The following is a 21,612-nucleotide window of genomic DNA, read 5'->3' as shown; positions in this document are numbered from 1 at the left end:
ACGTCTAGGAAACAGCCAATAAATGAGGCGTTATGCTACTGCCGGTGCTTGCTGTGCAAGTGCCGTGTACTTTTCGCGAAGTTGGTTCATCTGTACGCTGCTTTTTTCTGTACTGTAAGCTCTAAATAAAGCCAATACTTTTAAAATACCATAATAAATATCTTGCTCAGCCAACGAACCACTGGGTCTTCGTGCTTTTATGTAAGGTGTCCAAAAGCTAACGGTTAATTTAAGTGTGTGTGCTAATTCGGTCACGTCTTGTTCGTCAATGGCGATCATGCCTTTATCTCGCAACCCCAAAATAACGTTACGAACTTGCTCTAGTAACTCAAGCTGAAAATCAATATACGCTTGTTTTAAGTCGGTATCTCTAGAGAGGATATCGCCAAGGTTGTCGTAAAAAAAGTGAAAACGCCACATAAGTTCAAATAGCGAGTCGAGATAAGCAGTTAAATGACTAAATGCATCGTCGTCTTTATCAATAGGCTTAAAATGTGTACTTAAATGATCACGGTAAAGCGCAAAAATATGGCGAATAATGTCTTCTTTATTTTTAAAATGATAATAAAGATTACCCGGACTCATCCCTAAGCTCGATGCAATATGATTAGTTGTTATTGCACGTTCACCATTTTCATTAAACAACGAAATACTGGTGTGTATTATTTTTTCCTTGGTATTCATATGCTAATACTCAAATAGTCTACTGGCTACATTACACTCAAATTTGGATAGGCAGTATAAACAAAATTAACAATTAAAACACTCCCCTTACAACTAGATCGTGTTGACCTTAATGGATTGAAAGTTATTCAACATAAAAGACGACTTAACCACAGCGATTAGTTTGAAACCAAAAAAGCGAGCTATAAATAGCGTCATGCTTTTACGGCATATTCTCACCCTTAATAGTCACTAAAATAATACCTACTAGCTGCACATGCGACTGGGCTGCTTTGTACTGTAAACACTGTTAAACTACGCTAAAATTATAATTTGTGAACCTTATGAACGTTACAGCAATTTACCCCGGCACTTTTGATCCACTTACTAATGGGCACACAGACCTTATACAACGTGCTGCTAAAATGTTTGATACTGTTTTGGTTGCCGTTGCTAATAACCCAAGTAAACAGCCATGTTTTAACCTTGAAGAGCGTGTGGCGCTAGCAAACACAATATTAAGCCATCTAGATAACGTAAAAGTTATTGGTTTTTCTGGATTACTGGCTGATTTAGCACGCGATCACAATGCTCACGTACTTATTCGCGGTATAAGAGCGGTGTCTGACTTTGATTATGAATTTCAATTAGCAAACATGAATCGCCGCCTAAACCCCGATCTTGAAAGTGTATTTTTAACACCTGCTGAAAAAAATTCTTTTATTTCATCTACTTTAGTTAAAGAAGTGGCGCGTCATCAGGGTGATGTAAGCGAATTTGTAGACCCTATTATTGTAAAAGCACTCAAAGATAAAGTAGGCTGCAGTACTAATTAAGCCTAGTGAAGTGCTTTACCAAAGCAAAAAATTTAGAGGTATGCAGCCTCTAGCGATACATTAACTACGTGTGGTTAGTTTTTTAGTTAACCACACCAGTTTTAATAAATCTTTATTTGTAACAAGTACAACGGCCATTGTTATATCAACAAGCGGCATCACTAACGCGTATACTCCCCATAGCCACCAATATTCACTATACGGATCTAGCATTGTATCAATATGTATTGCCAAAAAAAGCGTTGCGTTAACAGATAACCCCCCTACCAAATAGTAAAAGCTAACAGGGATCATTCTGCCTAGGCTGTAACGCCAAATGATAATAGCTGCGATAGTAACCGCATCAAAAATATATAACTGTAAATGCTTTAGCGGTGTATACATATCTATGTATAAACATAAGGTGTAAGAAACCATCATAATGAATGACAGGTAAGTTTGACTATTATCGGTTTTATTAATAGCCGCAGACAAATGATATAAAAAGGTGAAAATAAATAGCCACGTAGTAAAAATACCAAAAGGTTGACCAATTGAAACCATTAGCCAAAAGAAGTCTTCCAAAAAACTACCCATTAAACAGAAACCTGTTTTTTACGATTGAATAGACTGTTTTTTAATTTAACCAAGCCTAAAATATCTTTATTAATAATGAGTACTAAAGCCATGACTAATTCGTCAAAAGGCATCAATAAACAGTATACCCCCCATAACCACCAAAATTTGTAATTCTGATTGATTCCATTATCGATATGCATGGCCAAAAAAAGCGATGCGTTAATGCATAGCCCTGCAATTAAATAGTAAAAAGCAATGGGAGGTACTTTGACAAAACAAAAACGCCAAATAAAAATAACGGCAATGGTAACTACATCAAAAGCTAACACCTGAAGGTGGACAGAGTATTGGCTTATATCTATATATAAACTCAACGTATAAGAAACCATCATAATGAATGAAAGTTGAGTTCGGCTATTATCGGTTTTATTAATAGCCGCAGACAAGTTATATAAAAAAGTGAAAACAAACAGCCAAGCAATAAAAATTCCATAAAGCTCACCGATAGAGACCATAAACCAGAAGAAGTCTTCCAATCTATTCCCCATTACATAACTGCCTGTGTTTTACGATTTAACATACTATTTTTTAATTTAACTACCCCTAAAAAATCTTTATTGGCAATAAGTACTACAGCCATAATTAAATCGACAAGTGGCATAACTGATCCGTAAACTCCCCATAACCACCAATATCCATCATATAGCTTTACAATTGATTCAATATATAGCGCCATAAAGAGAGTCGCATTTATAGTGAGACCTACTATCAAATAATAAAAGCCAATAGGGATAACCTTACCAAAGTACAGTCGCCAAATAAAAATAACGACAATAGTGACAACATCAAAGGCAAATAACTGTAAATGAACTGATGGCGTATATGCATCTATGTACAAATTCAACGAATACGAAATCATCATAATGAATGACAGTTGAGTGCGGCTATTATCAGGTTTATTAATAGCCGCAGACAAGTTATACAAAAATGTAAAAACAAATAGCCATGTAATGAGTATGCCAAAGGGCTCAGCAATTTCAGCGAGGCTAAAAAAAATGTTTTCCAAAACACTACCCATTACCTAGCCACCGGTATTTTACGATTCAGTAAAATATTTTTTAATTTGACCAACCCTAAAATATCTTTATTAGCAATAAGTACTACAGCCATTATGAAGTCAACAATAAGTGTTGAAAAGCCATAAAGCATCCACAACCACCAAAATTCGTAATTTAGATTTACCATTATATCAATATGCATGGCCATAAAAAGCGATGCGTTAATGCACAGCCCAACGATTAAATAATAAAAGCCAATAGGGATTACTTTACCTAAGCACAACCGCCAGATAAAAATAACGGCAATAGTGACCACATCAAAGGCAAATAATTGTAGATACAGTAATGGAGTATACATGTCTATGTACAAACTCAACGTATAAGAAACCATCATAATGAATGACAGTTGAGTGCGGCTATTGTCAGGTTTATTAATAGCAGCAGACAAGTTATATAAAAATGTAAAAACAAATAACCATGTAATAAGTATGCCTAAGAGCTCGCTAATTTCAGCGAGACTCCAAAAGAAGTCCTCCAAAAAACTCCCCATTACCTAGCCACCGGTGCTTTTAGATTCAACACAACATTTTTCAATTTAACCAAACCTAAAATATCTTTGTTCATAATGAGAACTAAAGCCATTATTATATCACTAGAAACCTGTCCAATAGCATACAACCCCCAAACCCACCAATAATCATAATTAGCCAAAACAGCATAATCGTAATGCATAACCAAAAACAGCATAGCGTTAAGACTCAAACCAAGAGTAAGATAATAATATGCAATTGAGTAAGGCGCTTTGTAAAAGTGTGAAAAGGTCACGATTGCAAAAATAGCAACCACGTCAGATAGAGCAAAATCTAAATAAAACGAAGTCGTAATAATTACTTGCGCTTTTCCCATTATTAAGGTCAGCGTATAAGACACCATCATTATTAAAGACAGGAACATAACGCTTCTGTTTTTAACATTTATGCTTATTGTTAAATTATAAAGAAATGCAAAAGCAAAAAGCCATGTGATAAAAATACTCAAATGGGCGTTGATTGAACCAAGTATTAATGTTGCATGTTCAAGCATTTATACACTTCGACTCAATTTTTTATATATGCATAATTTTGCTTTAACTAAACCTAAGAAATCTTTTTTAATGAAAAAAACAGCAACCATAGCAAAGTCGTTAAAGTTAACTAGCCAAGAATAAACTATTGTAAAAAGCCAAGGCTCGTAGTTGTTATAAACCACAGTATCTAAATGCATTCCTAAAAATAGGATGGCATTCACTGAGAGTCCCACTAATAAATAGGCAAATATAAGCCTCTCTTTAATAATTAAATTAAGTACCACTAGGGCAAAAATAGTGGCCATATCAAAATAAAAAAAATCGAGGTACAGTACTGTTTGAATATCTATAAAAAGGCTTGATAGATATGAAACAGTCATCACTAGCGATAACCAAACACGCTTTTTGTCAGGCTTATTAATGCTAGAAACGAATGAGTACAAAAAAGCCATTAAAAAACCCCACTGCACCAATGCCCCAATATAAAAACTTACATCTGGACTTAATACTAGGTCATCTAACATGGCAATCGCTTACATAGTAAGAGCCGACAGTTCTGGCCGGTAAGTACATATTTAATTGGATGGGTTTATATATGCTTAAAACCAAGTAGGACAAAAAAGACATTAAAAAATACCCCATTGTACTAATGCGCTAATTTACGTAGATAGTTGGGGCTAGTTTTAAAGCGTTTCATGATTTTGTTGTTTACCAAATTTAAGGAGTATGCTTTTATTTTACAGTCTAAAGCTGAGTGACAGTGGATTAATACTTTATAATGGCTGGTAGTCGTACCATAGTCACTTGGAGGAAAGTTACCGCACTTTGATGTATGCTTTGACGTTTTTTCATCGCAAAAATAAAAATGAATTTTAAGCTAGGGCACATTTGAATTGGCGCTTGGGTTTAGTAATGTGCTGATTGTATTCTTAAGTTTATGAAGCCCTAAAATATCTCTATCAACTATTATAGCTACAATCATAATAAAATCTATTGAGTTCATAGCGTACATATAAACCTCCCAAAACCACCAATGATGTTTATTTTCATAAATGTCAGTGTCTAAATGCATTAATAAAAATAAAATAGTATTAATGCTTAAGCCTAATACTAAATATAAAAAAGATGGCGTGGTTTTTTTTACTATTTTGTATAAGCACAGAAGAGCGATAATTGTAGCGATATCATATAAGGCGAAATTTAAGTAGAATGAATTTTTAAAAGAAAGCCAAGTAAAAAAGTAATCTGATAAGGTGTATGAACACATCATAACCAAAGAACTGACCAAAAGGGTCGTGTCTCTTTTTACATCCAGTGAGTAAACAAATACATTAAAAAAAAAAGCCATTAAAAACCCCCACATAAAAAATGCGGAGAGAGAAAACAGCCCAAATAACTCTTGTAATAACATCTAACGCCTTAAATTATCACTTTGGTTTAATCATGTCAGGTGGCAAAACACCAGCACGCTGTAAATCAACACTTGCCGCACTTAAACCTTCTTGCGAGAAACTTACTGTATCAGATTGTAGGGTTTTAGTGCTAGCAGTTTGTTGAGCCAAAGGCTGTAATTGTTGTGTTTTGTTGTATGCTTGCATTTGCACTTGGTTATTAGCTGAAATTTGCATGTAATTGATCCTTATAAAAGTTTAAATTTAATTGGCGTAAAACTAAATCACACCATTGTGTAGGTATATGCACTACTCATGGTGGTAGTTGCTATTTTATAACTACGTAACTATTAGCAAGCTATATACCAACTTTTATTTAAATATTATTTTTAAGTAAATTACTAGTAATTGAAACAACCAAAACACATCCGACCAGACAAACTCAGGCATAAAAAAACGCACAGGGGTAACCGTACGTTTTTTGTATCCAGGGAGTTTAAGCCACGAATTTACACGGGATCGCCGCTTTATTACTTGGCTTTAAAATATATTCCATTGCTACTTCGTCGCAGTTTTCTTTACGAAGGCACAATTCACAATCTTTCATTACTTTTTCAGGCAGGCTGTCTTTACTGCAAAAAGCAAAATCTTGTTTTTCAAAAAAGTCTGGCACGCGCGTAAGTACAATTACGCGATTAAGTGCCAATTTTTTGGCTTTTATTAGCAAATGGTCAACTAATTGCCGCCCTTGCCCAGTCACCGCACTTTGCGGGTCAATACCCAAAGAGCGTATCTCTGCAAGGCCTGTATCGTATATATACAGCGATGCACAGCCCGACACCTTGCCGTCTATTTCGGTTACAGCAAATTCATTAATTGAATGCACCATATCACTTTTTGCACGCGGCAAATTTTCGCCGACGGTTGCCCAATGTTGAATAAGTTTTGCAATGGATTCAACGTCGTCTAGGTTGGCATCACGAACCGTTATCTGCTGTTTTTTTTTGGCTGCTTTAATTGCGCTAGTGACTTGCTCAATAGAGGTACCGCCAATTGCTTGACGCGCTTTAATACAGGCGTCTATTTCAAGTACCGGATAAACGTCGTCTTCAAATACATCATTTACTGATTTATATTGCTCAAGTGAGAGCTCCTCAAGCGTTTTATCCTCACTTATTGCAAGCTGTACTAACACCCCCACAATATGATGGCCTTCTCTAAAAGGTACCCCTTTAGCCACTAAGTAATCAGCCAGCTCGGTTGCATTTGCATGGCCACCTTTTGCCGCAGCCAATGTACGCTCACCTTTTACTTTTACGCCTTTAATACACGCTTGTGCCATATGAATACAGGCAAGCCATGTTGGCATCGCATCAAAAATGCCTTCTTTGTCTTCTTGCATATCTTTGTTATAAGCAAGTGGTAATGCTTTAAGGGTCATCATCATGGCGCTAAAGGCACCAAATACACGGCCTGTTTTACCACGAATAAGCTCAAGTGCATCTGGGTTCTTTTTTTGCGGCATTAAAGACGAGCCAGACGTAACATTGTCGGCAAGCTCAATAAAGCCCGCTTCACCTGAGTTATAAAAAATTAAATCTTCAGACATACGCGATAAATGAATCATTGAAATTGAAGCACAACTTAATAACTCAACAACAAAATCACGGTCTGAAACGCCATCCAAGCTATTTTTTGTTGCTCCTGTGAAACCTAACCCTTGTGCAAGTGTTTGGCGGTCAATTGGGTAAGCAGTGCCAGCCAACGCGCCACTGCCTAGCGGACAATAGTTCATACGGGCTTTAGCGTCTTGCAAACGGCTTTCGTCGCGTTCTAGCATTTCAACATACGCCATACACCAGTGGCTAAATAGTACGGGTTGTGCACGTTGTAAATGGGTATAACCTGGTAAAATAGTCCCCAGTTCACGTTCGGCTAACGCAACAAATTCAGCTTTTAATTGCGCAATGGCTTTTAAAATATGATCGGCAGTATCACGGCACCATAATCTAAAGTCGGTGGCCACTTGGTCATTTCGACTTCGGCCTGTGTGTAACTTTTTAGCTAGGTCACCCACTTTTTCGATTAAAGCGGCTTCAACATGTGAATGAATATCTTCAGCACCTGAGGTAGCTACAGCGGTTGGATCTGCTTTTACCTCTTCGAGTAACTCGTATAATGCCGATACTAATTCTTTGTGCTCATCGCTTGATAACACGTTCACTTGTTCAAGTGCGCCAGCCCATGCCACAGAGCCAATAATATCTTGCTCTGCTAATTGGTAGTCAAATGGAAGAGAGTCGTTAAATTGCTTAAACGCCTCGTCTGGACCCGTAGAAAAACGTCCGCCCCATAATGCCATGAAATATCTCCAAACCCTGTAATGCCCCTTTTATAAGGGGCGTAAAATTTACTTTTTAGACAACGCCGAAATTCTGCTTGAAAGCGAGAACAAACGAATAAAGCCTTCAGCATGTGATTGGTCATACACATCGTCTTCGCCAAAGGTTGCAAAGTCTTCGCTGTATAGGCTGTTAGGTGATTTTTTCTGAACCGCAGTCACTTGGCCTTTATAAAGCTTAAGTACCACTTCGCCCGTTGCTAGTGTAGACAGCGCTTCTGCACCGGCTAAAATAGAATCTTTAAGTGGCGTAAACCAACGTCCGTCGTACACTAAGTGCGAAAATTCGCCGCCTAATACTTCTTTCCACTTACGGCTTGATTTATCAAGTACCAGCTCGTCTATTGCTTGAAGCGCCGCCATGATCACAGTACCACCTGGGGTTTCGTAACAACCGCGTGATTTCATACCGACTAAACGGTTTTCGACTATATCTACACGGCCAACACCATGCGGTGATGCAATGTCGTTTAATTTAACTAAACAATCATAAGGTTTAAGCTCTTCGCCATTTACAGCAACCACTTCACCTTCAACTACTTTTAATGTTACAAGTTCGGCTTTATCTGGGGCTTGCTCTGGAGAGTTAGTCCAGGTCCATACTTGATCGCTAGGCTCACACCATGGATCTTCAAGCTCGCCACCTTCGTGCGAAATATGCCATGCGTTTGCATCACGGCTGTAAATTTTTGTTGCTGAAGCAGAACACGGAATATCACGCTCGGCTAAGTAATCTAATAGTGATTCACGGCTTGATAAGTCCCACTCACGCCATGGCGCAATAACTTTTAGCTCAGGTGCAAGCGCTGCAAAACACGATTCAAAACGTACTTGGTCGTTACCTTTACCCGTACAACCATGTGAAAGTGCATCAGCCCCTACTTTACGTGCAATCTCTACTTGCGCCTTAGCAATAATTGGGCGCGCCATAGACGTACCAAGTAAATACGTACCTTCGTAAATAGAACCCGTTTTAAGCGTTGGGTAAATGTAGTCACTTACCATTTCGTCTTTTAAGTCAACTACGTAACACTCAGATGCGCCCGAAGCAATTGCTTTTGCCTCTACGCCTTCAAGCTCTTCTGCGCCTTGGCCTACATCGGCAACAAACGCGATTACCTCACAACCGTAGTTTTCTTTTAACCATGGCACGATAGCCGATGTATCTAGACCACCCGAATAGGCTAAAACGACTTTTTTAATTGAACTCATAGGTGTTCCTTAACAAAATTTGGATTTAGTAATGTAACTAGCAGAGCATTTTGCGCATGCATGCGATTTTCTGCTTGTTGAATAATTTTAGATGCTGGGCCATCCATTACCTCAGAAGTAATTTCAAACTCACGGTGTGCCGGTTGACAATGTAATACCGTAGTCGCCCCTGTTTGATCTAGCAATGCTTGGTTTAGCTGATAAGGCATGTATTTTTCTTTAACTTGCTCAAGCGGGGTATCGTCCCCCATTGAAACCCATGTATCGGCGTAAACAACGTTTGCGCCAACCGCCGCTTCTACACGGTCACTTACCATGACTGATGCGCCGTTCATTGCAGCTATTTGCTCAGCCTTTTTAAGAATTTGCGAATCAGGCGAGCTGCCTTTTGGTGTAACAGCAACAAAATCAGTACCTAGCGTTGCCGCTAATAGCATTAATGAATGGGTAACGTTATTACCCTCGCCGAGGTAAGCCACTTTAAGTTCGCTCACATCGCCATGCACTTCTTGAAGGGTTAAAAAATCTGCCAGTGCTTGGCACGGGTGGTACAAGTCACATAAGCTATTAACCACAGGCACAGAGGAGTATTCACCTAACGTTGTTAATGTACTGTGCTGATTAACACGCGCTACAATACCGTCAGCCCATGTAGAAATATTTAGTGCAAAATCTTTTACCGATTCGCGAGCGCCCATAGCGCCATTTTGCTGATCTAAATAAACAGCGTGGCCACCTAAACGATTAATACCAATATCAAACGATAAACGTGTACGTAGGCTTTGCTTTTCAAATAGTGTAACAACTGACTTACCCGCTAGTACTTGGCTGTATTTCTCGGGATTTGCTTTTAAATCACGCGCTAGCTTTAATAAATTAAGTGCGCCTTGTTGGTCTAACTCTAGACCGGTTAAAAAATTATCTAACATGGTAACCCTATGGTGTAATCTTTGTTCCGACATGCTCGCCTTGCAGCAAAGCAGTTAAATTTTCTGGCTTTTGCCAGCTGGAAATATACACACCGCGTCGTAAGTGTAGGGCAGCGTGAAGACTGGTCTTAACTTTGACCTCCATCCCGCCCACAATTACTCCCTCTGCAATTAAAGTCTCAATGTGTTTTGTGTCAAGGTGATGTAACGGCTGCTTATTAGCGTCAAGTACGGCCTCTACATCGGTCATAAAAATAAGCTCTGCATTTAAATTATTAGCAATAGCGGCCGCAGCCTCGTCAGCATTAACGTTGTACCAAAGTCCTTGTTCATCAAATCCTATTGAGCTAACAATAGGTAGGCGCCCGACGTTTAGTAAATCGTTAATAATAGAGTCATCGTTGCTTTCGCACTTACCTACTAAACACAATGCTTTGAGCTTTTGCGATGCGGTTACGCCTGCTTCATAAAGGCTTAAGCCAACAGGCTTGTGGCCAGCAGAAATAGCTTGAGCCATTAGCTGCTTGTTTGCACACCCTGCAAGTGCACCGACTATATGCGGCATTTGTTCAGCAGGGCTAATACGTAAACCTTGATGTTTAGCACTAACAAAACCTGCCTCTTTTAACCATGTATCGACTAATGCCCCACCACCATGCACAATTACAAAGTTATGGTTTGGCTGATTAGATAACACTTCAAATAACGCGTGAGCTGCATTTTCAGTATTAAGTACAGCACCGCCAAGCTTAATAACCCACGTTTTTTTACTCATTAAAACGCTCCTTTTAAGCCTGTGGTATGGTTTAAACCCATAGATAAATTAATACATTGCAAAGCTTGCCCCGCAGCACCTTTAAGTAGGTTATCGATTGCCGCAACAACAATTAATTGCGAGCCTTGCTGTTGCCACCCAATATCAACGTGTGGCTGCTTTGCAACCCCTTTGATTGATGGAATTTTATTGCCTAACAAACGAATTAAAGGCTCTTTTGAAAGCACATCATAAGCCGTTGCTACTTGCTCACTTGTCACCTCAGGTTTTAGTTGCACGTAAATCGTTTCTAAAATACCGCGAGCAAAGTTACCTAAATGAGGTGTAAATAAAACCTTATGGCCCAGGTGCTGTTCTATTTCTGGTCCGTGACGGTGGTTAAATAAACCATATGGCGCTAGCGATACTTCACAAAAATGAGTACCTACACTGGCTTTACGCCCTGCGCCGGTAACACCCGATACTGCATTAATAATAATCGATTGTTCACCCAGTAAGCCTGCGAGCTGTAATGGCTTTAACGCATTCAGTGCCGCAGTAGGGTAACAACCCGCAACAGCCACTAACTTTGCATTTGCAATTGCATTGCTATTCCACTCTGCTAAACCGTATGCCGATTCATTTAGTAGCTCAGGGTGCTTATGTTCAAAGCCATAATAAGTAACGTAATCGTCATTACTTGCTAGGCGGTAACCACCCGATAGGTCAAACACCTTTTTGCCCATCGCTAAAAATTGCGGCGCTAAATCTACACTGACTTTATGGTCGGTACACAGGCATACGTAATCTGCATTCGCGTTAATGTCGTCAAACGCTGATTTGGTAAGAGGAAGTAAAGGAATATCAAGTAAGCCTAAGTGTTCTGGGTATAAATCACTCAGTAATTTATGTTTGTCTAGGCTACCTTCAGATACATAACAACCTGATAAAGTTAAATTTGGGTGTTTAGCAATAAGGCTTGCTAGTTCTGCGCCGCTGTAACCACTTGCGCCAATAATCATTACATTCATTATTTACTCGTTATCTTAAAATTTATTACTACTTACTTATGTTTCGCTTACACTAGCTTAGGTGCTAATTAAGTCTTATTTATTAATGAATTTTGATTATCGTCGCATTATCTTCATGGTGTTACTTAATATATTTATGCTTAAAAAGTGAATTGATATTCATCATAAATACTTTTATATTGTTATGCAATTAAATTGAATAATTATTTTGGGAATTTTTATGTCTCTACCTTCGTTTATTTCTATGTATCAGCAATTAATTGCAGCCCCTTCTATTAGTGCGATTGAAGACAGTCAATGTATGAGCAATAAAAGTGTTATCGAGTTACTTGCACAATGGTGTGAAACTCTTGGCTTTACGTGTGAAATAATAGAACTTGAAGGTAAAAAAGGGCGTTATAACTTATTAGCAAAACGCGGCATTGGCGATGGCGGTTTAATGCTTGCTGGGCATACCGATACAGTACCGTTTGATGATAGCCGCTGGAATCATAATCCGTTTAAATTAACCGAACTCAATAACAAACTTTATGGTTTAGGCAGCATTGATATGAAAGGATTTTTTGCTTTCGTGCTGCAAGCTATAAGCGAGTTGGATGAAAAACAACAAACACAGCCAATTTTAATACTTGCCACTGCAGATGAAGAAACAACAATGGCAGGTGCTCAACAAATTTGTCAGCACCCAAATTTAAAACCAGCGCGCTGTATTATTGGTGAACCCACTGATATGACACCGGTATTTACACATAAAGGCCATATGAGTACAGCTATAAGGGTCGTTGGTCGCTCAGGGCATAGCTCCGATCCCGAACGTGGTCTAAACGCCATTGAAGTTATGCATAAAGTGACTTCAAAATTACTGATCTTGAAAGAGCAATTAAAGAATAAGTATTCACTAAATCACTTTGAAATACCTTACCCTACTTTAAATTTAGGTAATATTCATGGTGGCGACAACGCAAATAGAATATGTGGCTGTTGTGAAATGCATATTGATATGCGCCCACTGCCAGGGCTTAGCGTGCAAGAGTTGCAAGCTTTGCTTCTAGATGCAACAAAAGAGATTAACGAACAATATCCTAACTCAGTGAGTGTAATTGACCTGCACGACCCAATACCGGCATTTACAGGCCATACCGACAGTGCGCTAGTTCAACTTGCAGAAAAAATAGCTGGCCAAAAAGCCATTGCTGTTAATTACTGTACAGAAGCCCCGTTTATTCAACAATTAGGCTGTGAAACCATTGTTATGGGGCCGGGTTCAATTAACCAAGCGCATCAACCTGACGAATTTTTAGCAATGGAAAAAATAAAGCCCTCACAGCACATCATTAGCAATATTATAAAAGCCTGTTGCTTTTAACTAAGCAATAAAAAAGACGCTTGTTAGCGTCTTTTTTATAAATGCGGTATTTACTATTTCATGTATTTGCTTAAATACTTTTTAAATACAGGGTCTGTTTTAGCAAGCTCTTTTTGCTCAGCTAATATCTCTTTTAAAATCACACCCGAGGTAAGCGGGTTAGCCAGTACAACCCTAAACACAACCGTAGGTTGATTATCGTATTGAGTTGGGGTCAAACGAGTACGCGATACAAACGATCGTCCAGACTCACGCTGGCGTTTTTGCATACTGGCTGTAAAACGATTTAGTGAGGCAAAAATATCAATCCGTGTTTTTTCATCAGCCTCAGCAATCGCTTGTTTTATTTGTTTTGGCACATAACGATAAGTGAGCAAGCACAGTTCAGGTTCTGAAATAAGCTCAAAATCTTCATCTGCTTTGATTAAATCAGCAAAGTATTTTGCTTTTTTAATGCTTCTATCGATTAGCATTTCATAGCCTTTACGGCCTATAACACGTAAGCAAGCATGCACTAACATAGCCATACCAGGGCGACTACCTTCGAGTGTGTGACTACCTAAATCTTTAGAGCCCTTACGCAATATATACTCAGCATGATGTTCTATTGCATCGGTTGCAGCGGGGTCTTTAAATAACACCAAACCAGCCCCCATAGGTACATACATTTGTTTATGGGCATCAATTGTAATTGAGTCTGCTCGCTCAATGCCATTCAACAAAGGACGGTACGTGTTCGATAACAACGTTGCCCCACCCCATGCTGCATCAACATGAAAATGACAGTTAATTTCTTGCGCTAAATCAGCCATTTCGTTGAGGGGATCGATATTACCGGTTTCAGTTGTACCAGCAACACCAATAATCGCCATCACTTTAATGCCTTTAGACTCTAGCTCGCGAGCTTTATCTCGCATGGCATTTACATCGACTTTATTGTCATCCGTTGTTTTGATACCAATTAAGTTGTCGCGCCCTAACCCTAATAAATCAACCGATTTCCCTAGTGAGTAATGGCCTCGCTCTGAAATTAAAACCGCGAGCCCTTTATACCCATAATGAAGCATACCAGCCACTAGCCCTTGGGCTGCAATACCTGTGAACTCGCCATCTGGTTTTAATAAACGATTTCGAGCAATCCAAAGCGCAGTAATATTTGCAACCGTGCCACCTGAGCAAAATGCGCCAAGTGAGGTTTTAGCGCTGTGCATCCATTTAGAGTAGAACGCATCATTTTGGCCATAGGCTAAATGATGCATCATACCAAGTACTTGGCGCTCTAAGGGGGTAAATGCCTTGGATGTCTCTATTTTTACTAAATTTTGATTTAGTCCCACCATCAATTTTGATAGAGGTAATAAAAAATGTGGCAGTGCAGAGGTCATATGGCCAATAAAACTTGGTGCAGCAGTATGCACAGAATGCGCAACAAGCTGCTCCATTATGTCTTGAGCATAAGCAGATACAAATGTTGGATCTTCCGGGATCACCGCAGATTGAAAGTCTTTTTCAATTTCATGTAAGGGTTTTTCAATTGCCGCTATATTTTCGTTCAAAAAACCTGCTAAATTACTCGATATCTCAAGCTCAATTTTGCTTAAAGTTGAGTCTGGTGCTTCAGGTACAGTGAATATACGCTTGAGGCTTTCTTTAGAGGCGACGGCACAACGCTTTTGATCCATCTTAATACCTAGTGTGTGTGTTGCTAAAACACCTGTTTAACTAGTGAAAACGCCCAAATATGGCGGTAAGTTAAGCAATAGTGTTTCTAAATAATTGCGCTAACTGTACTGCAATATAAGTAAAATGTCTCGTTAAAAGCCTTAAAAGCAACAACACGCATGACAAAAAAGTGTTAATTTAATTAAAATTTTATTTAATCGAATAAATACTAATTATTTATTGGGCAATTTTGTATTTTAAGTATAATAAAAAAAACAATAAAAAAGGGACAGACATGCTTAAGGGAAGAGTAAAAGTGAGCTGGTTAGTAGCTGGTTTTGCTTTATTTTTAGTCAGCTTAGTTGTCTACATCTATTACACCTACCAAACAACCCGCGCTGAAATTATGGAGTCTGTCGATGCTCGTCTACTTAATGCCGCAGCCACTGTAAAGCATATACTAGGTGATGATTACCTAAATACCATGAATCAAAACGGCCAAATTAATTTTATTGATTATGAAGTCAAAAGCAGGCAGCTTTCAGAGTTTGCACAAGCACTCGGTGTTGAATATGTATACGCGATGATATTAAAAAACAACCGCGTATACTTTACGGCATCTAGCTATACTCAAGAAGATATGAGCAATGGCAAAATAACGCAATATTTAGATATATACCCAGAAGCAACCAATCTCAACATAAGTGCTTTTTACTCCACAGAACCAGTATTTGAAGTTTCAGCGGATCAGTGGGGTCATTTTAAAACGATATTTATTCCTTACGTAGATACTCGAACAGGTACCACTTACCTTACCGGTGCCGATATAACGATTAACGACCTAAACCAAAAGCTGAGTGAAAGCGTTTCTAAAGCAGCTGCTATGGCAAGCTTTTTCTTTTTTATAGCAGCGCTTGTTGCCGCTATTTATGTTTATTTACTTAAGCGTTCATTAGCAACTGACTCCAGTACCGGCTTTGATAACCACATTGCTTTGGAATATTTACTCAAAAAAAGTAATAACCACCATATGCAACTAGCCGTTGTATGGGTGAACGAAATTGAGGATATAAATAGTTTTTACGGCACTGAAATTGGCGACCGAGTAATGAAAAATCTACTTATGCATTTTAAAAGCCGTTGCTCTACTCACTGTCATTTATATCGCTTAGCAACGAATAAACTGGTACTGCTTTCCCCCAAAGAAACACCTTATGAAGAACTTAACGACTTAATTGAAACCTATAATGCCAATACGCCTTTATTAACCGACCCATTCATATACATCACTTTATGTGCGGGCATTGCAACTGGCAATAAGTCACTATTACTTGAAAATGCTCATATTGCTGCCCTGCAAGCAAAACAAGGCAGACATACGGTTATTAATTATTCAAAAGCCCTACATGATGTTAAAACTCAATATCAATACAATGTAGAAATGGCTAAAGAAGTTCACGATGCGTTTGATAACAACCGAATTGTGCCCTACTTTCAACCAATAATAGATACCAAAACTAATCAGGTAGTGCAGTATGAATGCTTGGCTCGGATGGTGACCGCAAGTGGAGAGATTTTAAAACCCGATGCGTTTTTAGATGTAGTTACTCGCTCTAGAATGGACGGGTTATTAACCCGCACTATATTTTCGCAGTGTATTAGTCGCTTTAGAAAGACTAATATTTGCTGGAGCTTAAATATAACAGCGCAAGATATGTTAGACCCAAGTTTAAACGAATATATTACTAACGAACTTAAACGTTACCCACACCCAAGCAATATCACTTTAGAGTTAATCGAAACGCAAGCCATTGCTAATTATTCAGAAGTGAAAGCCTTTATTTCTATGGTAAAAAGTAAAGGGGTAAAAGTCATTATTGATGATTTTGGAAGTGGCTATTCAAATATTTCAAATGTGCTTAAGCTAGAAGTAGATGGAATTAAATTAGATGGTGGATTGATAAAACAAATAATAAACGATAAAGACATTTACTTATTTATTGAGCATATAGCAGCATTTGCTAACCAATTAGATTTACAGCTCATTGCTGAATCTGTAGAAAACGCAGCCATAGTTAATGCGCTACAAAAAGCAAATGTGACGCTTATGCAAGGTAATTACTTTGCTTATCCCGCGCCACAATTCGCTATATCTGAAGATACTAATTTAGCCAGCTGAGTAAACTGTAACGACTAAATATTCTAGCCATACTTAGGTTAAATTAATGATAAGCCGATGACTTTGCTGACCGCTAGCCCAATACTTACGCTCAAACGGAGTGATTGCATCATCTGACTCATAAAGTGTCACTTCGCAGTGATTACCTGTAAGCGCAAGCGCTCTGGCAAACTCCTTTACGTAAATATCCCAATTACTGCGAACCTCTAATTGCCCACCTAATTTAACAATAAACGGAAAAATAGCCGCACCATGCCATCTGCGCTGAATATGCTTTGATTTAGGCCATGGATTTGGGTAAAGCAAATAATGATGCGTAGGCTGCCAATTAGCAGCCACTGCTAAACGCCAAAAATCGTTTAAATCGGCTTGCACTAAAATATACTGCCCGCTATCAGTTTGCTTGTATTCTACGTCGTGCTTATCAAGTCGATGAGATGATTTATCAACACCAATCACCAACGCATCGGGGTGCCGTTTAGCTAAGTTCGCGCTGCTTTCACCCACACCACAGCATGAGTCTAAAATAAGTGGGCCATCAAATGCCTGCACCTTTTCATTAACCTCATCAAATGCCGCTTGCGTGTGAGCAGCAATGGGCTTTTTAAACTCGGCGCTTAAATGCTTATTTACTATTTCATCAAGCTTTTCATGAATACCAGCCTGATTAGATACAATACTTCGAGAATTTGCATCACTCATTAATGTCTTAGCCCCACACCTTTTTTGATTAATGTAAGCGCAACAGAAAATAACACTGTAATGAACACTAAAATAACACCCAATGCGACCGTTAAATCAACATCCGACACACCTAAAAATCCATACCTAAATGCGTTAACCATATAAATGATTGGGTTTATTTGCGATACGTTCTGCCAAAACTCAGGTAGTAACGTAATTGAATAAAATACACCACCTAGATACGTTAGCGGAGTAAGTATAAATGTGGGAATAATACTAATATCATCAAAACTATTAGCGTAAATAGCATTAATCAAACCACCTAATGCAAACACCGCAGAAGTTAAGATAACTGTTGCCATTATTACAAAAATATTATGTATTTGAATATCAACAAACAGTAGCGACACGCAGGTAACAATAAAGCCTACCATCATACCGCGCGTCATACCGCCTCCCATGTAGCCTAATACAATTATATAATTAGGCACCGGAGCAACGAGCAACTCTTCAATACTTTTTTGAAACTTGGTTGAATAAAAACTAGAGGCGACATTAGAGTATGAATTAGTTATAACCGACATCATAATTAAGCCGGGTACAATAAACTCCATGTAACTAAATCCGCCCATTTCACCAATACGCGAGCCAATTAAGTTACCAAAAATAACAAAATACAAACTCATTGTAATAGCCGGTGGTACTAAGGTTTGCACCCAAATACGTAAAAAACGAATACACTCTTTAATCCATATACTTTTTAAGGCTACGCCATATTTTAACATTTATTCGCCCCGCCCTTGCTCTAGTAATCCTACAAATAACTCTTCTAATCTATTGGCTTTGTTACGCATACTCAATACTGTATTACCTTGTGCTGTGAGCTCAGTAAATACCGCATTTAATCCTTGCGATTTTGCCACTTCAACCTCAATGGTATGATCGTCCGTCATGGTGTAGGTATACCCTGGTAATGTGACGGGCTTTGCTGGCATTTTTAAATCAAGCACAAAGGTTTCTTTATCAAGCTTTGCTAATAACGCTTTTATGGTGGTATTTTCTACGATGCGCCCACTATCGATAATAGCGATGTTTTTACACAGTAACTCTGCTTCTTCAAGATAGTGCGTGGTTAAAATAATTGTGACGCCTTGCTCATTAATTTTGCGTAAAAACTCCCACATAGAGCGGCGTAGCTCTATATCTACTCCCGCTGTTGGCTCATCTAAAATCAGCAGCTTTGGCTCGTGCATCAGTGCGCGTGCAATCATTAAACGGCGCTTCATACCGCCAGAAAGCGTGCGTGCCTGCTTGTCTTTTTTCTCAAGTAAACCTAGTTGCTTTAAATACTTATCAGCGCGTTTGTGCGCCTCGCTGCGAGTAACACCATAATAACCTGCTTGGTTAACCAGTATTTGCCCTAACGTTTCAAACTGGCTAAAGTTAAACTCTTGCGGAACAAGCCCTAAATGCGCTTTAGCTGCCTCTAAGTCTGTATCAATATTGTGCCCAAATACTTCAACCTTGCCTTTTGTTTTATTAACCAAAGACGATATAACACCTATGGTGGTCGATTTACCCGCGCCATTAGGGCCTAATAAAGCAAAAAAATCGCCCTCATTAACTTGTAAGTCAACACCTTTAACAGCCTCAACGCCGTTTTTGTATACCTTGGTAAGGCCTTCGATATTTAATGCAATACTTTGCTTACTCATTACTTACCCTCACCATAGCCCCAACGTTTTGTTAGAGCATGCTCAATGTTTAAATGATCTAAAATGCGTGCCACCATAAAATCGACTAAATCTTCTATGCTTTGCGGTTTATGATAAAAGCCAGGGGCTGCGGGCATAATGGTTACACCCAATCGCGATAGCTTTAGCATATTCTCTAAATGGATCTCGCTAAAAGGCGTTTCGCGCGGCACTAAAATAAGCTGGCCACGTTCTTTAATCACCACATCAGCCGCACGCTCTAGTAAATTATCAGATGCGCCTACCGCAATCGCTGATACCGATCCTGCACTGCATGGACAAACAACCATTTTTTTGGGCGCTGCAGAGCCAGAGGCTACAGGACTAAACCAGTTATCTTTACCAAACACTTGTAATTGCTGTGGTTTTGCATCAAATAGCGCATTTAATTGCTCAGTGGCTTTATCTTCATTTGCAGAGAGCTTTATGTTTGACTCAGTATCAAGCACAACTCGAGCCGCACTCGAAATAAGTACATACACTTGATACTGCTGCTCAAGCAGTACTTCAAGCAATTTTAATCCATATGGCGCACCAGAGGCACCGCTAAACGCTAAGGTTATTTTATCTTTAAATTGCAAATTATTCTCCGCTGTATTTATCAGCCAATCCATCAACAAGCTGCTGATGGAGGCCATTAAAACCGCCATTACTCATGATTAGAATGTGTTGATTAGGCTGCACATTTTCAAGCACCGTATTAATAATCGACTGCGTGCTGTTAAAGCATTGCATACCCGCTTTATCTGCTTGCTCTTTCAGTGACCAACTTAAGTTATCTGGCTCAAATAACAGTACATCGTCAGCATCGCGTAACGAATCAAGCAATGTATGCTGATGTACACCCATTTTCATGGTGTTTGAGCGGGGCTCTAAAATAGCAATAATTTTTTCATCGCCAACTTTAGCGCGTAAACCCGCTAAGGTTGTTTTAATCGCTGTTGGGTGATGAGCAAAATCGTCATACACCTTAATACTATTTATGTCGGCTTTGAGTTCCATTCGCCTTTTTGGGCTAATAAACTCGGCAAGTGCATCAATACTGTGACTCACAGCAATTCCCACATGGCGCGCAGCTGCAATTGCCATAATCGCATTTTTTACATTATGCTCGCCAATTGCGCCCCAATTAACCGTGCCTTGCTGCTCATTATTCAAAAGTACATCAAACTCGCTGCCATCGGCTTTAATTAGTTTATAGCCCCAATCGCCATCTAACGTTTCGCTTTCACTCCATAGACCTTGCGATATAACGTCTTCAAGCGCTTTGTCTTGTTTTGGCCAAATGACTTTACCGCTGTAAGGTAGTGTACGCATTAAGTGGTGAAATTGTTTTTTAATTGCATTTAAATCTTCAAAAATATCTGCGTGATCAAATTCAAGATTATTTAAAATTAGCGTACGCGGTAAATAGTGAACAAACTTACTACGCTTATCAAAAAAGGCGGTATCGTACTCATCGGCTTCAATTACAAAAAATGGGGTTTCGCCCACTTTAGCCGACACACCAAAGTTTTGTACTACGCCGCCAATTAAAAAGCCAGGCTTAAGGCCCGCATATTCGAGTATCCACGCAAGCATACTGGCTGTGGTGGTTTTACCATGCGTACCAGCTACCGCAAGTACCCAAGAGTTTTGCAATAAGTTATGCTTTAACCACTCAGGGCCTGAGGTATAAGGTAAGCTGTTATCTAACACATATTCAACACATGGGTTACCTCGGCTCATGGCATTACCAATCACCACCATATCGGGTTTTGGCTCCAATTGAGATACGTCGTAACCTTGAGTGAGCTCAATACCAAGATCTTCAAGCTGGGTGCTCATAGGTGGGTAAACGTTTTGGTCTGAACCTGTCACTTGATGACCAAGTGACTTAGCAATGGCTGCAATACCGCCCATAAACGTACCGCAAATGCCCAAAATATGAATATGCATATACTTTCCTTAAACCGTATGCTCACTTTGCAGCTGTGCAAAGTTTAATGGCGCTATAATGCCAAATTTCGCGCATAGTTACCATTATATGTAGGTATTTTACTAATGCTTAAAGTCATTATCACAAACA

23 protein-coding genes are annotated in these 21,612 nt (G+C 39.0%); 3 read left to right on the top strand and 20 right to left on the bottom strand.

Annotated features, from left to right (window positions below; all coding sequences use genetic code 11):
- Window positions 1-30: 30 nt before the first annotated feature.
- Window positions 31-684 (bottom strand): TetR/AcrR family transcriptional regulator, encoded by a 654-nt coding sequence (locus ATS71_RS11525; protein WP_006791540.1) that lies wholly within the window; start codon window positions 682-684, stop codon window positions 31-33.
- 323 nt (window positions 685-1,007) lie between these two features.
- On the opposite strand from ATS71_RS11525, the gene coaD reads away from it, so the two are divergent.
- A complete protein-coding gene (gene coaD / locus ATS71_RS11520; RefSeq protein ID WP_058404961.1) occupies window positions 1,008-1,499 on the top strand; it encodes a pantetheine-phosphate adenylyltransferase in 492 nt (163 codons plus the stop codon).
- Window positions 1,500-1,559: 60 nt separating this feature from the next.
- Here the strand turns inward: coaD and ATS71_RS11515 are convergent, their stop codons facing one another.
- The 13 genes from ATS71_RS11515 to argC all read right to left on the bottom strand — a co-directional run bounded on the left by ATS71_RS11515 (window position 1,560) and on the right by argC (window position 11,899).
- Window positions 1,560-2,075, bottom strand: coding sequence for a hypothetical protein (locus ATS71_RS11515; protein ID WP_058404960.1), 516 nt, complete (start codon window positions 2,073-2,075; stop codon window positions 1,560-1,562).
- On the bottom strand, window positions 2,075-2,605 hold the full coding sequence (locus ATS71_RS11510; protein ID WP_058404959.1) for a hypothetical protein: 531 nt from the start codon (window positions 2,603-2,605) through the stop codon (window positions 2,075-2,077). Before ATS71_RS11510 ends, ATS71_RS11515 begins: the two co-directional genes overlap by 1 nt.
- Entirely contained in the window at window positions 2,605-3,135 is a 531-nt protein-coding gene (locus ATS71_RS11505; RefSeq protein ID WP_058404958.1) for a hypothetical protein, read from the bottom strand. The genes ATS71_RS11510 and ATS71_RS11505 overlap by 1 nt, the downstream gene beginning before the upstream one ends.
- Entirely contained in the window at window positions 3,135-3,665 is a 531-nt protein-coding gene (locus ATS71_RS11500) for a hypothetical protein (protein ID WP_058404957.1), read from the bottom strand. The genes ATS71_RS11505 and ATS71_RS11500 overlap by 1 nt, the downstream gene beginning before the upstream one ends.
- A complete protein-coding gene (locus ATS71_RS11495; protein ID WP_058404956.1) occupies window positions 3,665-4,198 on the bottom strand; it encodes a hypothetical protein in 534 nt (177 codons plus the stop codon). The genes ATS71_RS11500 and ATS71_RS11495 overlap by 1 nt, the downstream gene beginning before the upstream one ends.
- A complete protein-coding gene (locus tag ATS71_RS11490) occupies window positions 4,199-4,705 on the bottom strand; it encodes a hypothetical protein (RefSeq protein WP_058404955.1) in 507 nt (168 codons plus the stop codon).
- Window positions 4,706-5,058: 353 nt separating this feature from the next.
- Window positions 5,059-5,592 carry a hypothetical protein gene (locus ATS71_RS11485; RefSeq protein WP_058404954.1) on the bottom strand — a complete coding sequence of 178 codons (534 nt, stop codon included), beginning with the start codon at window positions 5,590-5,592 and terminating at the stop codon, window positions 5,059-5,061.
- A gap of 16 nt (window positions 5,593-5,608) precedes the next feature.
- Window positions 5,609-5,809, bottom strand: coding sequence for a hypothetical protein (locus ATS71_RS11480; RefSeq protein ID WP_058404953.1), 201 nt, complete (start codon window positions 5,807-5,809; stop codon window positions 5,609-5,611).
- Between the two features lie 259 nt (window positions 5,810-6,068).
- Window positions 6,069-7,934: an argininosuccinate lyase gene (argH, locus tag ATS71_RS11475; RefSeq protein WP_058404952.1), complete on the bottom strand. Its 1,866-nt coding sequence runs from the start codon at window positions 7,932-7,934 to the stop codon at window positions 6,069-6,071.
- A 48-nt stretch (window positions 7,935-7,982) separates the two neighbouring features.
- Window positions 7,983-9,185, bottom strand: coding sequence for an argininosuccinate synthase (locus tag ATS71_RS11470; protein ID WP_058404951.1), 1,203 nt, complete (start codon window positions 9,183-9,185; stop codon window positions 7,983-7,985).
- Window positions 9,182-10,114, bottom strand: coding sequence for an ornithine carbamoyltransferase (locus tag ATS71_RS11465; RefSeq protein ID WP_058404950.1), 933 nt, complete (start codon window positions 10,112-10,114; stop codon window positions 9,182-9,184). Before ATS71_RS11465 ends, ATS71_RS11470 begins: the two co-directional genes overlap by 4 nt.
- A 7-nt stretch (window positions 10,115-10,121) precedes the next feature.
- Complete coding sequence (gene argB, locus ATS71_RS11460; RefSeq protein WP_058404949.1) at window positions 10,122-10,889, bottom strand: acetylglutamate kinase; 768 nt, start codon at window positions 10,887-10,889, stop codon at window positions 10,122-10,124.
- Entirely contained in the window at window positions 10,889-11,899 is a 1,011-nt protein-coding gene (gene argC / locus ATS71_RS11455; protein WP_058404948.1) for an N-acetyl-gamma-glutamyl-phosphate reductase, read from the bottom strand. Before argC ends, argB begins: the two co-directional genes overlap by 1 nt.
- Before the next feature lie 220 nt (window positions 11,900-12,119).
- Between argC and argE the strand changes: the two genes are divergently transcribed.
- Window positions 12,120-13,265: an acetylornithine deacetylase gene (argE, locus tag ATS71_RS11450; RefSeq protein WP_058404947.1), complete on the top strand. Its 1,146-nt coding sequence runs from the start codon at window positions 12,120-12,122 to the stop codon at window positions 13,263-13,265.
- 53 nt (window positions 13,266-13,318) lie between these two features.
- Here argE and panP read toward each other — a convergent pair whose 3' ends face one another.
- Window positions 13,319-14,947 carry a pyridoxal-dependent aspartate 1-decarboxylase PanP gene (gene panP, locus ATS71_RS11445; protein ID WP_058404946.1) on the bottom strand — a complete coding sequence of 543 codons (1,629 nt, stop codon included), beginning with the start codon at window positions 14,945-14,947 and terminating at the stop codon, window positions 13,319-13,321.
- A 275-nt stretch (window positions 14,948-15,222) separates the two neighbouring features.
- On the opposite strand from panP, the gene ATS71_RS11440 reads away from it, so the two are divergent.
- Window positions 15,223-17,106: an EAL domain-containing protein gene (locus ATS71_RS11440; protein ID WP_058404945.1), complete on the top strand. Its 1,884-nt coding sequence runs from the start codon at window positions 15,223-15,225 to the stop codon at window positions 17,104-17,106.
- Window positions 17,107-17,139: 33 nt separating this feature from the next.
- Here the strand turns inward: ATS71_RS11440 and trmB are convergent, their stop codons facing one another.
- From trmB to mpl, 5 genes are read right to left on the bottom strand one after another with little or no spacing between them, the layout of a single operon-like run.
- A complete protein-coding gene (gene trmB / locus ATS71_RS11435; RefSeq protein WP_058404944.1) occupies window positions 17,140-17,808 on the bottom strand; it encodes a tRNA (guanine(46)-N(7))-methyltransferase TrmB in 669 nt (222 codons plus the stop codon).
- Window positions 17,808-18,575, bottom strand: coding sequence for an ABC transporter permease (locus ATS71_RS11430; RefSeq protein ID WP_058404943.1), 768 nt, complete (start codon window positions 18,573-18,575; stop codon window positions 17,808-17,810). Before ATS71_RS11430 ends, trmB begins: the two co-directional genes overlap by 1 nt.
- On the bottom strand, window positions 18,576-19,505 hold the full coding sequence (locus ATS71_RS11425; RefSeq protein ID WP_058404942.1) for an ABC transporter ATP-binding protein: 930 nt from the start codon (window positions 19,503-19,505) through the stop codon (window positions 18,576-18,578).
- Window positions 19,505-20,125 (bottom strand): flavin prenyltransferase UbiX, encoded by a 621-nt coding sequence (locus ATS71_RS11420; protein ID WP_058405099.1) that lies wholly within the window; start codon window positions 20,123-20,125, stop codon window positions 19,505-19,507. The genes ATS71_RS11425 and ATS71_RS11420 overlap by 1 nt, the downstream gene beginning before the upstream one ends.
- A gap of 1 nt (window position 20,126) precedes the next feature.
- Window positions 20,127-21,482 carry a UDP-N-acetylmuramate:L-alanyl-gamma-D-glutamyl-meso-diaminopimelate ligase gene (gene mpl / locus ATS71_RS11415; RefSeq protein WP_058404941.1) on the bottom strand — a complete coding sequence of 452 codons (1,356 nt, stop codon included), beginning with the start codon at window positions 21,480-21,482 and terminating at the stop codon, window positions 20,127-20,129.
- Window positions 21,483-21,612: the final 130 nt, after the last annotated feature.

Source organism: Pseudoalteromonas sp. H71 (assembly GCF_001468485.1).
GTDB lineage: Bacteria > Pseudomonadota > Gammaproteobacteria > Enterobacterales > Alteromonadaceae > Pseudoalteromonas.
Note: the sequence above shows the minus strand (reverse complement) of the source record. Positions and strands in the feature narration are given on the sequence as shown.

What these genes read in the sequence shown, in the direction of transcription:
- ATS71_RS11525 (WP_006791540.1), bottom strand. Translation starts at nt 684, where the DNA reads ATGAATACCAAGGAAAAAATAATACACACCAGTATTTCGTTGTTTAAT.
- coaD (WP_058404961.1), top strand. Translation starts at nt 1,008, where the DNA reads ATGAACGTTACAGCAATTTACCCCGGCACTTTTGATCCACTTACTAAT.
- ATS71_RS11515 (WP_058404960.1), bottom strand. Translation starts at nt 2,075, where the DNA reads ATGGGTAGTTTTTTGGAAGACTTCTTTTGGCTAATGGTTTCAATTGGT.
- ATS71_RS11510 (WP_058404959.1), bottom strand. Translation starts at nt 2,605, where the DNA reads ATGGGGAATAGATTGGAAGACTTCTTCTGGTTTATGGTCTCTATCGGT.
- ATS71_RS11505 (WP_058404958.1), bottom strand. Translation starts at nt 3,135, where the DNA reads ATGGGTAGTGTTTTGGAAAACATTTTTTTTAGCCTCGCTGAAATTGCT.
- ATS71_RS11500 (WP_058404957.1), bottom strand. Translation starts at nt 3,665, where the DNA reads ATGGGGAGTTTTTTGGAGGACTTCTTTTGGAGTCTCGCTGAAATTAGC.
- ATS71_RS11495 (WP_058404956.1), bottom strand. Translation starts at nt 4,198, where the DNA reads ATGCTTGAACATGCAACATTAATACTTGGTTCAATCAACGCCCATTTG.
- ATS71_RS11490 (WP_058404955.1), bottom strand. Translation starts at nt 4,705, where the DNA reads ATGTTAGATGACCTAGTATTAAGTCCAGATGTAAGTTTTTATATTGGG.
- ATS71_RS11485 (WP_058404954.1), bottom strand. Translation starts at nt 5,592, where the DNA reads ATGTTATTACAAGAGTTATTTGGGCTGTTTTCTCTCTCCGCATTTTTT.
- ATS71_RS11480 (WP_058404953.1), bottom strand. Translation starts at nt 5,809, where the DNA reads ATGCAAATTTCAGCTAATAACCAAGTGCAAATGCAAGCATACAACAAA.
- argH (WP_058404952.1), bottom strand. Translation starts at nt 7,934, where the DNA reads ATGGCATTATGGGGCGGACGTTTTTCTACGGGTCCAGACGAGGCGTTT.
- ATS71_RS11470 (WP_058404951.1), bottom strand. Translation starts at nt 9,185, where the DNA reads ATGAGTTCAATTAAAAAAGTCGTTTTAGCCTATTCGGGTGGTCTAGAT.
- ATS71_RS11465 (WP_058404950.1), bottom strand. Translation starts at nt 10,114, where the DNA reads ATGTTAGATAATTTTTTAACCGGTCTAGAGTTAGACCAACAAGGCGCA.
- argB (WP_058404949.1), bottom strand. Translation starts at nt 10,889, where the DNA reads ATGAGTAAAAAAACGTGGGTTATTAAGCTTGGCGGTGCTGTACTTAAT.
- argC (WP_058404948.1), bottom strand. Translation starts at nt 11,899, where the DNA reads ATGAATGTAATGATTATTGGCGCAAGTGGTTACAGCGGCGCAGAACTA.
- argE (WP_058404947.1), top strand. Translation starts at nt 12,120, where the DNA reads ATGTCTCTACCTTCGTTTATTTCTATGTATCAGCAATTAATTGCAGCC.
- panP (WP_058404946.1), bottom strand. Translation starts at nt 14,947, where the DNA reads ATGGATCAAAAGCGTTGTGCCGTCGCCTCTAAAGAAAGCCTCAAGCGT.
- ATS71_RS11440 (WP_058404945.1), top strand. Translation starts at nt 15,223, where the DNA reads ATGCTTAAGGGAAGAGTAAAAGTGAGCTGGTTAGTAGCTGGTTTTGCT.
- trmB (WP_058404944.1), bottom strand. Translation starts at nt 17,808, where the DNA reads ATGAGTGATGCAAATTCTCGAAGTATTGTATCTAATCAGGCTGGTATT.
- ATS71_RS11430 (WP_058404943.1), bottom strand. Translation starts at nt 18,575, where the DNA reads ATGTTAAAATATGGCGTAGCCTTAAAAAGTATATGGATTAAAGAGTGT.
- ATS71_RS11425 (WP_058404942.1), bottom strand. Translation starts at nt 19,505, where the DNA reads ATGAGTAAGCAAAGTATTGCATTAAATATCGAAGGCCTTACCAAGGTA.
- mpl (WP_058404941.1), bottom strand. Translation starts at nt 21,482, where the DNA reads ATGCATATTCATATTTTGGGCATTTGCGGTACGTTTATGGGCGGTATT.